The 13,443-nt window shown below is 59.7% G+C and carries 14 protein-coding genes; 13 read left to right on the forward strand and 1 reads right to left on the reverse strand.

What is annotated here, in order from left to right:
• Positions 1-269: 269 nt before the first annotated feature.
• On the forward strand, positions 270-1,004 hold the full coding sequence (locus ERE07_RS16080; RefSeq protein WP_130010152.1) for a GntR family transcriptional regulator: 735 nt from the start codon (positions 270-272) through the stop codon (positions 1,002-1,004).
• Here the strand turns inward: ERE07_RS16080 and ERE07_RS16085 are convergent, their stop codons facing one another.
• Positions 1,005-2,051: a serine hydrolase domain-containing protein gene (locus ERE07_RS16085; protein WP_130010058.1), complete on the reverse strand. Its 1,047-nt coding sequence runs from the start codon at positions 2,049-2,051 to the stop codon at positions 1,005-1,007.
• 170 nt (positions 2,052-2,221) lie between these two features.
• On the opposite strand from ERE07_RS16085, the gene ERE07_RS16090 reads away from it, so the two are divergent.
• The 12 genes from ERE07_RS16090 (at position 2,222) to ERE07_RS16145 (ending at position 13,440) form a co-directional block, all read left to right on the forward strand.
• Positions 2,222-3,781, forward strand: a complete 1,560-nt coding sequence (locus tag ERE07_RS16090; RefSeq protein ID WP_245153752.1) for an ABC transporter substrate-binding protein — start codon at positions 2,222-2,224, stop codon at positions 3,779-3,781.
• Between the two features lie 24 nt (positions 3,782-3,805).
• A complete protein-coding gene (locus tag ERE07_RS16095) occupies positions 3,806-4,723 on the forward strand; it encodes an ABC transporter permease (RefSeq protein WP_130010059.1) in 918 nt (305 codons plus the stop codon).
• 3 nt (positions 4,724-4,726) lie between these two features.
• The gene (locus tag ERE07_RS16100) at positions 4,727-5,638 is read left to right on the forward strand and encodes an ABC transporter permease (protein ID WP_130010060.1); all 912 of its coding nucleotides are present in this window, start codon (positions 4,727-4,729) and stop codon (positions 5,636-5,638) included.
• Positions 5,635-6,630, forward strand: a complete 996-nt coding sequence (locus ERE07_RS16105) for an ABC transporter ATP-binding protein (RefSeq protein ID WP_130010061.1) — start codon at positions 5,635-5,637, stop codon at positions 6,628-6,630. The genes ERE07_RS16100 and ERE07_RS16105 overlap by 4 nt, the downstream gene beginning before the upstream one ends.
• On the forward strand, positions 6,627-7,604 hold the full coding sequence (locus ERE07_RS16110; protein ID WP_130010062.1) for an ABC transporter ATP-binding protein: 978 nt from the start codon (positions 6,627-6,629) through the stop codon (positions 7,602-7,604). Before ERE07_RS16105 ends, ERE07_RS16110 begins: the two co-directional genes overlap by 4 nt.
• Positions 7,601-8,983, forward strand: coding sequence for a M20 family metallopeptidase (locus tag ERE07_RS16115; RefSeq protein WP_130010063.1), 1,383 nt, complete (start codon positions 7,601-7,603; stop codon positions 8,981-8,983). Before ERE07_RS16110 ends, ERE07_RS16115 begins: the two co-directional genes overlap by 4 nt.
• Positions 8,984-9,127: 144 nt before the next feature.
• Positions 9,128-9,499, forward strand: coding sequence for an MbcA/ParS/Xre antitoxin family protein (locus ERE07_RS16120; RefSeq protein ID WP_130010064.1), 372 nt, complete (start codon positions 9,128-9,130; stop codon positions 9,497-9,499).
• Positions 9,496-10,272, forward strand: coding sequence for an RES family NAD+ phosphorylase (locus ERE07_RS16125; protein ID WP_130010065.1), 777 nt, complete (start codon positions 9,496-9,498; stop codon positions 10,270-10,272). Before ERE07_RS16120 ends, ERE07_RS16125 begins: the two co-directional genes overlap by 4 nt.
• A gap of 151 nt (positions 10,273-10,423) precedes the next feature.
• Complete coding sequence (locus ERE07_RS16130) at positions 10,424-11,056, forward strand: PepSY-associated TM helix domain-containing protein (protein ID WP_130010066.1); 633 nt, start codon at positions 10,424-10,426, stop codon at positions 11,054-11,056.
• Positions 11,057-11,067: 11 nt separating this feature from the next.
• Positions 11,068-11,583, forward strand: a complete 516-nt coding sequence (locus tag ERE07_RS16135) for a DUF2271 domain-containing protein (protein ID WP_130010067.1) — start codon at positions 11,068-11,070, stop codon at positions 11,581-11,583.
• 28 nt (positions 11,584-11,611) lie between these two features.
• A complete protein-coding gene (locus ERE07_RS16140) occupies positions 11,612-12,412 on the forward strand; it encodes a DUF4198 domain-containing protein (RefSeq protein ID WP_130010068.1) in 801 nt (266 codons plus the stop codon).
• 38 nt (positions 12,413-12,450) lie between these two features.
• On the forward strand, positions 12,451-13,440 hold the full coding sequence (locus ERE07_RS16145; protein ID WP_130010154.1) for an FAD:protein FMN transferase: 990 nt from the start codon (positions 12,451-12,453) through the stop codon (positions 13,438-13,440).
• Positions 13,441-13,443: the final 3 nt, after the last annotated feature.

Here is a 13,443-nt window from a genome sequence, read left to right on the forward strand (position 1 = left end):
CGGTCCGCAGAAAGCCGGCGCCAGGGCCGGCCTGCGGATGCGCCGCGGCCCGACTGAAAGCGGGCAACAATACCCTCATTGGCATACAAAATAGCATTTAAGCGATGTGACGCGCCTCGTTGATCGACAAAAAACAAGTAAAATCTGTCAACACTAGCCCTTCCCCTCGCAAAATACGGGCTTATCACAGCCCGCTGGCGCCATTCCCGTTTTCGCGGGAGCCATGATCTGGCAAGACGCGCCGCTCCAAGTTGGTATGCCAAATGAGAATGAACGATGCACACAACACCCTTGCCGCAGCCGCGCAGACAGAAGACGTCGACATAACCATCGACCGGCGCACCCTGCCTACTGCTGTGGCAGAGCGCCTGCGCGACATGATTATCGAGGGTGAGCTGCCAGCGGGAACGCGTCTGAATGAGCGCACATTGTGCGCTCGCCTGCAGGTGTCGCGCACACCTTTGCGGGAAGCCTTTCGCTTGCTGTGCGCCGATGGCTTGGTGCGCATGCAGCCCAACAAAGGGGCTCAAGTCGTGGCGCTGTCCCAAGACGATATCAGACAGAGCTTCGAAGTCATGGGCGCGCTGGAGGCATTGTCCGGCGAGCTGGCTTGCCAGCACGTGACAGATCGCGAAATTATCGAGATCCGCGCATTAACCTTCGAAATGCAGGCCTGCCATGCGCGGGAGGATCTCTCTTCCTACTACCGCATCAATCGCGAAATCCATGATCGCATCAACGCCGCATCCCGCAACGCCCTGCTGGAAGATGTCTACCGCAACATCAACCTGCGCCTGCAAAACCTGCGTTTTCGCTCCAACCTCAACCACGACAAGTGGGACCGCGCCATGCGTGAGCACCTCGATATGGCAGACGCCCTCGAAGCGCGCGATGGCGCACGACTCTCCAGAATCATGCGCGATCACCTGAAACGCAAAGGCGAAACCGTGCTCGAAGACCTTCAACAACAGGCCGCCTTGCCAACAGCACAAAACGGCGATTGATCAGCTCCGCTTCACCGCCTCGAGTATCTGGCCGAACAATTCGTCCGCATGCGAGGACTCAAGCCAGCGTACGATGACCACAAGCTTGTGTTCGGGCTCTACCCAGGTAAACGAACTGCCTGCGCCTATGCCAAAGAAGCTGGTCTCGGGCAGGCTGGGGAATATCTTGCGCGCGTGATTGAGCCAGATCAGGTAGCCATAGTAAGGCGCAATATCGCAAGGCCGACGCATTTGCGCAATCCACTCCGATGAGAGCACGCGCTTGCCATCCGCCATGCCATCGTTCAACAGCATCAGCCCCACTTTGGCCTGATTGCGCGCGCTGACCGACATCCCTCCGCCCCAATGCGTACCTCCGGTTACGGACTGAACCCGCTTGCCCGCAATATCGACCCAGGCATTGTCATAACCTACCCACTGCCAGTCTTCACTGGCGCCCACAGGCCGCATAATGGCTTCGCGAAACACCTCTGGCAACGGCTGCTGAAACAGGTGCAGCAAGGCAAACGCCAACTGATTGATGCGGACATCGTTGTATTCCCAATAGCTGCCCGCTGCCTGCAATGGCCGCGCATCGCCTTTGCGCCCAGACGGAGGTTCGCCGAAGGTGACAGCCCGGTAGCGATCGGCCTGGTCGGGAATATCCCAAAGCGTGCCTTCCCACTCGCTGGTTTGATGCAGCATATGCTCCCAGGTGATGCGCGCATTGTTGCCTTCGTCAAAGCCTATCCCCGGCAAACGCTGTCCTATCGGCTCGCGCACATCAGGCAGCAAGCCGCGATCATGCGCCACGCCCGCCAGTAGCGCAAGATACATCTTGGCCACGCTGAAGGTAAGATCCGCGCGGTCCGGCTCTCCCCAGGCTGCCAGCTCCTTGCCTTCGCGCAGAATCACCCCCGACACAGGGCCCCTTGAATGGATGGGTCCGTACAGTCTGTTCCAGGGAGGCGGGTCATTCAGGTGCACACCGAAATTGCCGCTGGCGTCCCGATCCCAGGTTGATTCGTGGGCCTGCGCAAAAGCGATGGCTTGGTCAAATGTCGTCATGCTTGTCTCAAGGTCGATTAATGGTATACAAAATTATTTTGCGTAATCATAATAGGCATGGCCATCTCATTATGGCAAGATGGTATCAGGTATGAGCCCCAGAAGCTCACCGTGCGCAATAGGCCAAGTTGGTATACAAGGCCGCCTACCGTTACCCGGAGGAAGACAAAATGAAACCACTGATGCAAACCCTGGCCATGGGCCGCCCTGGCATGTGGCGAGGCCTGGCCGCCAGTCTGATCACAGCAGGACTCCTGAGCGCCAGCTTGCCGGCGCTGGCGAACAAAGCGGATGACACGCTGCGCATGGCTTACGACCAGGCCCCCGAAAGTGTCGATCCGTATTTCAACAACGTGCGGATCGGCGTCATCATCGCCGCGAACGTATGGGATACCCTGCTGTACCGCGACCCGATGACCAACGAGTACAAAGGCCAACTGGCGGAAAGCTGGGAACAGGTGGATGACCGTACGCTGGAGTTCAAACTGCGCCAGGGCATCAAGTTCCACAATGGTGAACCGTTCAATGCCGACTCGGTGGTCTATACCCTGAACTTCGTGTCCGACCCGGCCAACAAGGCCACGACGCAACAGAACGTGAGCTGGATCGATCACGCCGAAAAAATCGACGATTACACCGTACGCGTGATCAGCAAGGAGCCTTTTCCTGCCGCCAAGGAGTTCCTGTCAACCACCGTCGCCATCCATCCCGCCAAGTATTACAAGGAAGTCGGCCCGCAGGGCATGAGCGCCAAGCCGGTGGGCACGGGCCCCTATAAAGTCGTCGAGTACATTCCCGGCAAATCCATTTCTTTGGAACGCAATACCGATTACTTCAAGGACTCGCCCAAGCGTCAGCCCACCATAGGCAAAGTCGTTATCCGCTTCATTCCCGATCGCCAGACCCAAATGGCTGAAGTGATTTCAGGCGGTGAGGATTTCATCATGCACGTGCCCAAGGACCAGGCCGAGCAATTGAAGTCCATGCCCAATCTGCAGGTAAAAAGCGGCAACACCATGCGCATCGTCTTCATGCAGCTGAATACCCGCGACGACACGCCTACGCCGCAACTGAAGGATGAACGCGTGCGCAAAGCCATTGCACACGCCATAGACCGCAAGTCCATCATCAAGAACATCGTGGGCGAAGGCGCCGAACTGCTGGAAACGATCTGCACGCCATCGCAAACCGGCTGCACGCACGAAGGCGCGCCAACTTACGATTACGATCCCGAACTCTCCAAGAAACTGCTCGCCGAAGCAGGATATCCGAATGGATTCGAGACCAGCATCGTCGCCTATCGCGAACGCAACCAGACAGAAGCCCTGATCAACTATCTGCGTGCGGTGGGTATCGATGCCAAGCTCAACTTCCTGCAGTACGCCGCAATGCGCGACATGATTCGGGCGGGCAAGGCATCCATGACGCACCAAACCTGGGGATCGAATCTGGTCAACGATGTATCGGCTTCGACACCAGTGTATTTTGGCGGCGGCGCGGACGATGTCACCGGCGACAAAGAGGTACAGGCCTTGCTGGCGGAGGGCGCCGTCACTATCGATGAGGATAAGCGCAACGACCTTTACAAGCAGGCGCTCACCCGAATCGCCGAACATGCTTATGCCATCCCGTTGTGGTCCTTGCCGGTGTATTACGTGGCGAGCGGCGATGTGGACTTTACGCCCTATCCCGATGAGCTCATACGCTTCTGGGACATGAGCTGGAAATAACCCACTGAAAAGCCAGACGACACTATGCCGATCTATATGCTGAAGCGGCTGGGGCTGTCAGTGCTGGTTGCACTGACAGTCTCCATCATCGCCTACCTGTTGCTGCATCTTTCTGGCGATCCCGCCATCGCGCTGGCGGGAGAAGGCGCTCGCCAGGTGGATATTGACATGATCCGCAAGACCTATGGGCTGGACAGACCGGTGGTTGTGCAGTACGCGGACTGGCTCTGGCATATTGTGCGCGGCGATTTCGGCACGTCGGTTTACTTCAAGACAGAGGTCGGCCCGCTCATCCTGGAAAAACTTGCCACGACCGTCAAGTTGGGGCTCTATGCGCTGGCCTTTTCCCTCTTCATTTCCATTCCGCTGGGCGTACTGGCCGCCCTCTACAAGAACTCATGGATAGACCGCCTTTGCCTGGCAGTGGCAGTCCTGGGCCAGGCCCTGCCCAATTTCTTCTTTGCCTTGCTGCTGATCATGCTGTTGTCCGTGACGTGGCGCCTGCTGCCCGTATCCGGCAGCGGCACCTGGCAGCACTTCGTCATGCCTGCCATTGCGCTGGGCTACTACGTCGCGCCTGCCTTCATGCGACTGATCCGGGCCGGCATGATCGAAGTACTGAGCGCCGACTATATCCGGACTGCCCGCGCCAAAGGGCTGCCGGCATCGCGCGTGATTTTCAAGCACGCCCTGCGCAATGCCATTGTGCCGGTGGTCGCCCTGGCCGCAGTGCAACTGGGTTATCTGCTTGGAGGATCAGTCGTGATCGAAACCATTTTTGCACTGGATGGCCTGGGGTACCTCGCCTACCAGAGCATTACCTTCAAGGATTACCCGGTCATGCAATCCATTGTGCTGCTGCTTTCCGTCATCTATGTACTGCTGACACTGGCTGCCGACCTTGCCAACGCTTGGCTTGATCCTCGCATACGGGTATCGTAATTCATGGCTAGCTTACCTCCCGTCATCGCCTCGCCCACCGTCCCGCCTCCGCAAGGCGGCTTCGGGCGCCGCCCGCTCTGGCGACGCGTCCTTGCCAACCACGCCTTGTCCGTAGGCGGCGGTCTGCTTCTGCTGATCATGCTGCTTGCCTTGTTCGCCCCCTGGCTTGCGCCCCACGACCCCTATGTACAAGATCTGGCCTACCGCAATGCGCCGCCCATCTGGTTCGACAAGGGAACGTGGCTGCACCCGTTGGGCACGGATCAGCTCGGCAGGGACTACCTCTCTCGGCTGCTCTACGGCGCACGTATTTCGCTGATCATCGGCGCCAGCGTCGCGCTGATTTCCGGCATCATCGGCACCACCATGGGCCTGCTCGCCGGCTACTTCGGCGGCAGAACCGATATGGTGGTTTCTTTTCTGGTCACCACCCGGCTGGCCATGCCAGTCATCCTGGTTGCGCTGGCCACCGTGGCCATTGTGGGCGGATCGCTGGGTGTCGTCATTCTCGTGCTGGGCCTGCTGAAATGGGATCGCTTTGCCGTCGTCATGCGCGGCGCGACGCAGCAGGTGCGCACCCAGGAGTATGTGGCAGCCGCGCAAGCGGCAGGCGCCTCCACCCTGCGCATTGTCATGACCGAAGTATTGCCCAACGTCATTCCGCATCTCATCGTGATCGCCACCCTGGAGGCTGCAAGCGCCATTCTGCTCGAAGCCGCGCTGTCCTTTCTGGGCCTGGGCGTGCAGCCGCCCCTTCCGTCCTGGGGGCTGATGATCTCCGAGGCCAAAGCCTATATGTTTTTCTCGTTCTGGCTGATTGCCATTCCAGGCACGGCGCTGGCCGTATTGATCTTCGCCATCAATCTAGCAGGCGACGGCCTGCATCATTTTCTGACTCCCGAGGAGCGCGCATGACTGGGAACCATGCCGATAGCGTGTTGAGCATCGAAGGCCTGAAAGTGGATATCGACACGCCAGGCGGCGTGCTGCACGCCGTGCGCGATATCACATTCGATGTCAGGCGCGGCGAGACCCTGTGCCTCGTCGGTGAATCGGGCTGCGGAAAGTCATTGACGTCGCTGGCCCTGATGGGATTGCTGCCCCGCCAGGCAAAGCGCTCCACGCGGCGCTTTATATTTCAGGGAATTGATATGAGCTCCGCCGGCAAGCGGCAGATCAATACGCTGCGAGGCAACAAGATGGCGATGATATTCCAGGAGCCCATGACGGCGCTCAATCCCGCCTATACCATCGGCGATCAGTTGATGGAGCACTATATCTTCCACCGGCAGACAACACAGGAGCAGGCGCGTGCTCGTGCCGTCGAGCTTCTGGAAAAAGTCGGGATTGCATCCGCCGCGCGCCGCCTCGGTCAATATCCGCATCAGCTATCAGGCGGGCTGCGTCAGCGTGTCATGATTGCCATGGCCTTGATGTGCGGGCCTGAACTGCTGATCGCCGACGAGCCCAGTACCGCGCTGGATGTCACGATTCAGGCGCAAATCCTGCGCTTGCTGGCAGACCTTCAGGCCGAACTGGGCATTGCCATGATTCTTATTACACATGACCTGGGCATCGTGGCCAGAATCGCTGACCGGGTGGCCATCATGTACGCTGGCGAAATCGTTGAAGAAGGCGACGTCGCGGATATTTTCGATCACCCGCACCACCCCTATACGCGCGGCCTCATGAGCTGTATTCCCGTACCTGGCAAAACCGCGCCAGGCGGCAAGCTTGGCACCATACCGGGCGTCGTGCCCTCGCTCGTGGGCCCTCAACATGGCTGTGCGTTCCGGGACCGCTGCAGTTACGCGCAAGCAGAATGCGCGGACACCATTCCTGTTCATGGCAACGCGTCGGGCCAGCGCTGGCAGTGCATTCATGAGCAGCTGGAGGTGCCCGCATGAGCCCGATTCTTTCCACGCATGGCTTGCGGCGCGACTTTTCGATAGGCGGTGGCATGTTCAGGCCGCGCCAGACGCTGCATGCGGTCAACGGCGTTGATCTCTCCGTACTGCGCGGAGAGGTCCTCGGTATCGTGGGCGAATCAGGCTGCGGCAAGTCCACCCTGGCGCGCATGATGCTGGGGCTGATCGCGCCCACTCAGGGCACCATGAAGCTCGATGGCGAAGACATCAGCGGCATGAGCCGCCGCGCCATGTCGCGACGCGTGCAGCCCGTATTCCAGGACCCCTATTCTTCACTGAACCCGCGCCGGACTGTCGCGGAGATCGTAGCGCTTCCGCTGGAAGTCCATGGCATAGGCACACGCGAGCAGCGGCGCAATGAAGTCATGGACATGCTCGAACGTGTTGGCCTGAGTGCGCGCCATGCCGGCAGTACGCCTGGCCAGCTATCAGGCGGCCAGCGCCAGCGTGTCGCCATCGCGCGTGCGCTGGTGATGCGCCCCGATGTGGTCATCTGCGATGAGCCAACCTCCGCGCTGGACGTATCCGTGCAAGCGCAGATCCTCAACCTGCTGCTGGACTTGCGCAAACAGTTCGATCTCACGTACGTGTTCATCAGCCATAACCTGGCGGTCGTGGAGCACATCGCCACGCATGTTGCCGTGATGTACTTGGGGCGTGTTGTGGAGTACAACCGCACCCGGGATCTCTTCCGTCAACCCCGCCATCCCTATACCCAGGCACTATTGGCCTCCGTACTCACTCCCGAGACAGGCCAAGGCATTCCTGACATTGGTCTCGGGCTTTCTTTTCCCGACCCGGTCAATCCGCCCCCAGGGTGTACTTTCCATCCCCGTTGCGCGCAACGCTTGAATTTTTGCGACCAAAAGATACCCATGCCCGTTCACCGGGACGGCGCCATGGTCGCTTGCCACCTCTATCCCGACATTGTTGAAGAAGGACAGCCGTCATGACTCGCGAACTCGCTCTTTCCAATGCCAGCACCTGTTTTGATACAGGCGCATTCAAGGCAACCCTGGCCCGCCGCATCGCCATGCCGACGGAAAGCCAGAACCCGGAGCGCAAACAAGTATTGGCCGATTATCTGGAGATGGAAATACGGCCCGCGTTTGAAGCCATGGGCTTTCACTGCGAGACGCTGACGCATCCCGATGCCCTTGCGCCCTTTCTTTATGCGGAACGCCAGGAAGGCCAGCACCTGCCGACCGCGCTGGGCTATGGCCATGGCGATGTCATTCGCGGGCTGGAACCCGAATGGAAGGAAGGCGTGGGCCCCTGGGCGCTGACCGAGGCGGGAGGAATGTGGTATGGACGCGGTATTGCCGACAACAAAGGGCAGCACACCATCAATATGGAAGCCCTGCGCATCGTGCTGGAAACACGAGGCAAGCTGGGGTTCAATGCCAAGTTTCTGATCGAAATGGGCGAGGAGACGGGCTCGCCGGGCCTGCGACAAATATGTGCCGCGCACCGAGACATGCTCCAGGCCGATTTGCTGCTGGCCTCGGACGGCCCGCGGCTGAACGCCGAACGCCCCACTATTTTTCTGGGGTCTCGGGGCAGCGTAAACATCGATCTGGTTATTGATGCGCGTGCCGGCGGCCATCATTCGGGCAACTGGGGCGGCCTCATCTCCAACCCCGGCATCCAGCTGGCTCATGCTATTGCCAGCATTGTCTCTGCCAATGGTCAGATCCGCATTCCCGAATGGGTGCCGACAGAACTGCCCGACTCGGTGCGCCGTGCGTTGGCGGATTGCGAAGTGGACGGCGGGGCGGATGGCCCCACCATCGAGCCCGAATGGGGCGAACCAGGCCTGTCTCCCGCCGAACGCGTATTTGGCTGGTGTTCATTTGAAGTGCTGGCCTACAAGACCGGCAATCCGGCAACTCCCGTCAATGCCATACCGCCGCGCGCGTGGGCCCGCTGCCAGCTACGGTTTGTCGTCGGCATAGACCCCGAACAGATTCTGCCGGCGCTGCGGCGCCATCTTGATCGGCAGGGTTTTCCAATGGTGCGCATCGAATCCACCGGCGAAACCATGTTCCAGGCGACGCGCATTGATCCCGAAGACAAGTGGGTAAAGTGGACTGCAGACTCACTGGCCCGCACAACCGGCAAGAAACCTGCCATCCTGCCCAACCTGGGCGGATCACTGCCCAATGACATATTCACCGACGTGCTTGGCCTGCGTACCGTGTGGGTGCCGCACTCCTATCCGGGCTGTTCGCAGCATGCACCCAACGAGCACCTTCCGCCGGACGTGCTGCGCGAAGGCCTGCTGGGCATGACGGGCCTCTACTGGGATCTGGGCGAAGGCGGACCCACGTAGCGTTCTGAAAAAGTGGCCCCTCACCGTCTATGCACACGACGCGCCCCACATGTGAAATACGGACAAAACAGTCATAGAAAGTTGTTTTTTCACATTTGAAATGCTAACGTAGCGGTGTGTACATTAACGATGTGCAACCGCACCATGCCTGCCCTGCACCACCTCATGCCATCGCCCAACGTCGTGCTTGCCAAAGCCGTACTCAAGGCCGCCGATCAGCTTGGCCTCAAGCAAGCTGATCTGGCTGCCGTGCTGGGTGTGCACCGAACGGCCATCAGCCGCCTCAAGCAAGCGCCCTCGCTTGACCCTGCATCCAAACAGGGTGAACTTGCCCTGATTCTCGTACGCATCGCGCGTGCACTGTTTGCGCTGACGGGCGGCGACCAGGAATGGATACGCCACTTCATGCACACGCCAAACAACGCGACCGGGGGCGTCCCGGCCAAGCAGATCGAACGTATCCAAGGCTTGATCGCTGTGCTGGAATTCGTCGACGCCCTGCGAGGCAAGGTATGACGATCTGGCAAGCGTGCAACGGGCCGCAGCACATCGGCCCACTCCACGGTCTGCTCAGCCGGCTGGTCGAAAGCCAGGAGCAGATCGCAACCATGGGCTATGTCGATACGCTCGAAGAACAAGCGGTCCTGGAGGCCTTGCTCGAAGGCGTGAAGCCGCCTTATCCGAAACACTGCGATGGCTACCATTACCTGCTGAAAACGCCGTTTCGCTATCCGCCACTCAAGTGGGGCTCGCGATTTGGCCGCATACATGAACCTGGGATTTTCTACGGCGGCTGCAGCACAGACACCACCTTGGCCGAATCCGCATACTACCGTTTTGTTTTTTGGAATTCGATGAGCGCCAAGCCCATCAAGCCTGCCATCCACAGCCAGCATACGCTGTTTTCCGTGGGCTATAGAACTGCCAAAGGGATACGGCTGCACAACGCCCCGTTCGACGACCATCACTCCGAGCTCACCCATCCATGCAGCTATCACGCCACCCAGGAAGTCGGCACAGCAATGCGAGAAGCCGGCGTAGAGGCCTTTGAGTATTCATCGGCCCGCGATACCCGCCAAGGCCGCTGTGTCGCGCTGTTTACCCCGCTGGCACTGGCACAGAAAACACCCCGGCTAATTACGCAATGGCTTTGCGAAACCCGCGCCCAGGAAGTCGTCTTCAAGCAGGCTGGCGCCAGTACGACCATCACCTATGGTATTGGCCAGTTCCAGGTCAATGGCGGTTTGGCGGCGCCGGCCACACGCACCCCTGCCCCCAGCAGTCATTAATGCGCCCGCAAATGCCTTGCACGAATGCTGTTTGTGCAACGGCCTGCCTTCGCAACAAACTGAAACCGATGCACCGCCAGGCGCGGCGAATGAATATGAGATTTATTCTTATTTGATGATAACATTCTGCCCAAACGTCTAATCATCAACTATGAATTCCAAGCCCGATCCTGCACGCCGAGCCTATTGGCTAAAAACCCTGCACCGCTGGCACTGGATCAGTTCTGCCCTGTGTCTCGTGGGCATGCTGATTTTCGCGGCAACAGGCATCACGCTTAATCACGCTGCATCCATTGAATCCAGCCCCCGCGTCGAATCGCGTATGGCCGAGCTCCCGCCCGCCCTTCAAGCGCAGGTCGAGGCAATGGCCGCGGACATCAAGCAAAAAACACCGCTGCCGCCCGCTTTACGCGCCTGGCTGTCCGAGCAACTTGATATCGACACCGGCGACCGTCTGGCCGAATGGTCAAACGATGAAATCTATGTATCCCTGCCGCGACCCGGCGGCGACAGCTGGCTCAGCGTTGATCTCGCCACCGGCGAGATCGAGTACGAAGTGACCGACAGAGGCTGGATTTCCTATCTGAACGACCTGCACAAAGGTCGCAACACAGGTTTGGCCTGGAGCTGGTTCATTGATCTGTTTGCAGTGGCTTGCCTGATTTTTTCCTTTACGGGGCTGTTTCTGCTCAAGATGCACGCCGGCAACCGTGCAGCGACCTGGCCGATGGTTGGACTCGGCATCGTGGTGCCCGCCATCTTGGCCCTTGTTTTCATACATTGACGAGAATACCCATGCGCTTTCTGCTTCGTTCCTTTGCCCTGACGGCGACACTGGCCCTGCCGGTTCACGCGGCCAGCCTCACCGTCGACATCGATATACCCAGGCTCGATGTTGCCTCCTACCACCGGCCCTACGTGGCATTGTGGATAGAACAGCCAGACCACCGCGTCGCTGCCGATCTGGCGGTCTGGTACGAATTGGATAACAAGAACGACGAAGGCACCAAATGGCTCAAGGACTTGCGACAGTGGTGGCGGCGCAGCGGTCGCAACCACAGCTTTCCCATCGACGGCGTCAGCGGCGCAACCAAGCCCGTGGGCAACCACCTCGTCACGTTCGAAGACGGCAAGGCTCCCTTGGCCACCCTGCCCGCAGGCCAGTACAACCTGGTCGTAGAAGCCGCACGCGAACTGGGCGGGCGCGAACTGCTACGCCTGCCGTTTACCTGGCCGCCAAGCAAAAACGAACAAACCACCGCGCAAGGCGAACACGAACTGGGTGTCGTCACGCTGGACCTCGCCCCCTGAATCCACCCATATCCTTAGGAGCCTTTTCATGAAACCTCTCATTCGCCTCGCCGCCGCGCTTGCGTTTTGTCTGCCCGTCGCCTCTCAGGCACATGACGTCTGGCTATTGCCATCCGCCACCGTACTGTCGTCAGACAAAGGCTGGATCACCGTGGACGCCGCAGCCGGAAACGACAAGTTCTATTTCAATCACAATGCGCTGCGCCTGAACGGCCTGACAGTCACCGCGCCAGACGGCACGGCCGTCGAACCACAAAACACCAGCACCGGCAAACTGCGCAGCACCTTCGACCTCAACCTGACCCAGGCGGGCACCTACCGCCTGGCGATTGTCGGCGATGCGATCGCCGCGAACTGGGAAGAAGGCGGCGAACGGAAACGCTGGTTCGGTCAGCCTCAGGACGCCGCGCAACACATACCCGCCAAGGCCGACAAGCTGAAGGTATGGCAATCCGTGCGTCGTATCGAAACCTTTGTCACTGCCGGCAAGCCGACCGATGTCAAACCCAGCGGCAAGGGGCTGGAACTCGTGGCGCTCACGCATCCAAATGACCTCTATGCGGGCGAGACCGCACAGTTCCAGATGATGCTGGACGGCCAGCCCGCATCCGGTCTCGAGGTACTCGTCGTACCCGGCGGCAGCCGCTATCGTGACCAGGTCAATGAAATCAAGCTCAAGACCGACGACCAGGGCAAGTTTTCGGTCAAATGGCCGCAGGCCGGGATGTACTGGATGGATGTGGATGCCGAAGACGACAAAACCGTGAGCGATCTGGCTTCCGAACGCCGTCTTGCCTACGTTGCCACCTTCGAGGTCTTGCCCCAGTGAATATAGCGGTTTCGTGGAGCCTGCTGCCGCGCCTGTTGATGGCGTGGTTGCTGGTTGCCGCCTGCCCTGTGTCAATGGCCGCAGGGCTTGCGCAGCTGTCTGGCGAAAGCATGGGAACACGCTGGTCTGTCAACGCTGTGCTACCCGTCGGTGTAACACGCTCACAGGCGCAATCGGCGGTGCAAACGGCGCTCGATCAGGTCGTGGCGCACATGAGCACCTGGGAAGCCGAGTCCGATATATCAAAACTGAATCGGGCGCCTGCCGGATGGCAGGCCATCCCCAAACCCTTCTTCAGCGTTCTGGACTATGCCTTGAGACTGGCACAGGAGACCCACGGCGCTTACGACCCCACGATAGGGCCCCTGGTTGACGCGTGGGGATTTGGTGCAGAGAAACGCCCCCACCAGCCGCCGTCCAGTGCCGAGCTCACCGAAGCGCGGGCGCTCGTGGGGTGGCGCAGGCTGCGCCTGGACGCCGACACCTTGCGTGTACACAAACAAGCAGGCACACGCGTGGATCTCTCCTCTGTCGCCAAAGGCTTTGGCGTGGACCAGGCAGCCCGCGCCCTGGACACGCTGGGCATTCATGATTATCTGGTCGAAGTCGGCGGCGAGTTGCGTGGGCGCGGCCAGCGCCCCGACGGCCAGCCATGGCATGTGGCCATCGAACAGCCCGGCTCAGGCCTTGAGCCGGCCGTTGCGGCAGTCATTTCCCTGAACAACCTATCCGTGGCCACATCAGGCGACTATCGGCGCTTTTTCCGCAAGGGTGCCAAGCGCTACGCACACATCATAGACCCGCGCACAGGCTATCCTCTGGAACACGCATTGGTATCGGTCACCGTCGTGCATCCCGATTGCATGCAGGCCGATGCCTTGTCGACCGCCCTGACCGTGCTGGGTCCAGACCAGGGCATGAACTACGCCCGGCAACACAAACTGGCCGCGCTATTCATGATCTCCACAGCAAACGGCCTTGAGCCGTACATGACGCCTGAGTTCAAGGCGCTTTCTGAATCCAGGTAACAT

This window comes from Allopusillimonas ginsengisoli (assembly GCF_004153455.1).
Lineage (GTDB): Bacteria > Pseudomonadota > Gammaproteobacteria > Burkholderiales > Burkholderiaceae_B > Allopusillimonas > Allopusillimonas ginsengisoli.

What these genes read in the sequence shown, in the direction of transcription:
- ERE07_RS16145 (WP_130010154.1), top strand. Translation starts at nt 12,451, where the DNA reads ATGGCGTGGTTGCTGGTTGCCGCCTGCCCTGTGTCAATGGCCGCAGGG.
- ERE07_RS16140 (WP_130010068.1), top strand. Translation starts at nt 11,612, where the DNA reads ATGAAACCTCTCATTCGCCTCGCCGCCGCGCTTGCGTTTTGTCTGCCC.
- ERE07_RS16085 (WP_130010058.1), bottom strand. Translation starts at nt 2,051, where the DNA reads ATGACGACATTTGACCAAGCCATCGCTTTTGCGCAGGCCCACGAATCA.
- ERE07_RS16080 (WP_130010152.1), top strand. Translation starts at nt 270, where the DNA reads ATGAACGATGCACACAACACCCTTGCCGCAGCCGCGCAGACAGAAGAC.
- ERE07_RS16105 (WP_130010061.1), top strand. Translation starts at nt 5,635, where the DNA reads ATGACTGGGAACCATGCCGATAGCGTGTTGAGCATCGAAGGCCTGAAA.
- ERE07_RS16135 (WP_130010067.1), top strand. Translation starts at nt 11,068, where the DNA reads ATGCGCTTTCTGCTTCGTTCCTTTGCCCTGACGGCGACACTGGCCCTG.
- ERE07_RS16090 (WP_245153752.1), top strand. Translation starts at nt 2,222, where the DNA reads ATGAAACCACTGATGCAAACCCTGGCCATGGGCCGCCCTGGCATGTGG.
- ERE07_RS16115 (WP_130010063.1), top strand. Translation starts at nt 7,601, where the DNA reads ATGACTCGCGAACTCGCTCTTTCCAATGCCAGCACCTGTTTTGATACA.
- ERE07_RS16095 (WP_130010059.1), top strand. Translation starts at nt 3,806, where the DNA reads ATGCCGATCTATATGCTGAAGCGGCTGGGGCTGTCAGTGCTGGTTGCA.
- ERE07_RS16100 (WP_130010060.1), top strand. Translation starts at nt 4,727, where the DNA reads ATGGCTAGCTTACCTCCCGTCATCGCCTCGCCCACCGTCCCGCCTCCG.
- ERE07_RS16120 (WP_130010064.1), top strand. Translation starts at nt 9,128, where the DNA reads ATGCCTGCCCTGCACCACCTCATGCCATCGCCCAACGTCGTGCTTGCC.
- ERE07_RS16125 (WP_130010065.1), top strand. Translation starts at nt 9,496, where the DNA reads ATGACGATCTGGCAAGCGTGCAACGGGCCGCAGCACATCGGCCCACTC.
- ERE07_RS16110 (WP_130010062.1), top strand. Translation starts at nt 6,627, where the DNA reads ATGAGCCCGATTCTTTCCACGCATGGCTTGCGGCGCGACTTTTCGATA.
- ERE07_RS16130 (WP_130010066.1), top strand. Translation starts at nt 10,424, where the DNA reads ATGAATTCCAAGCCCGATCCTGCACGCCGAGCCTATTGGCTAAAAACC.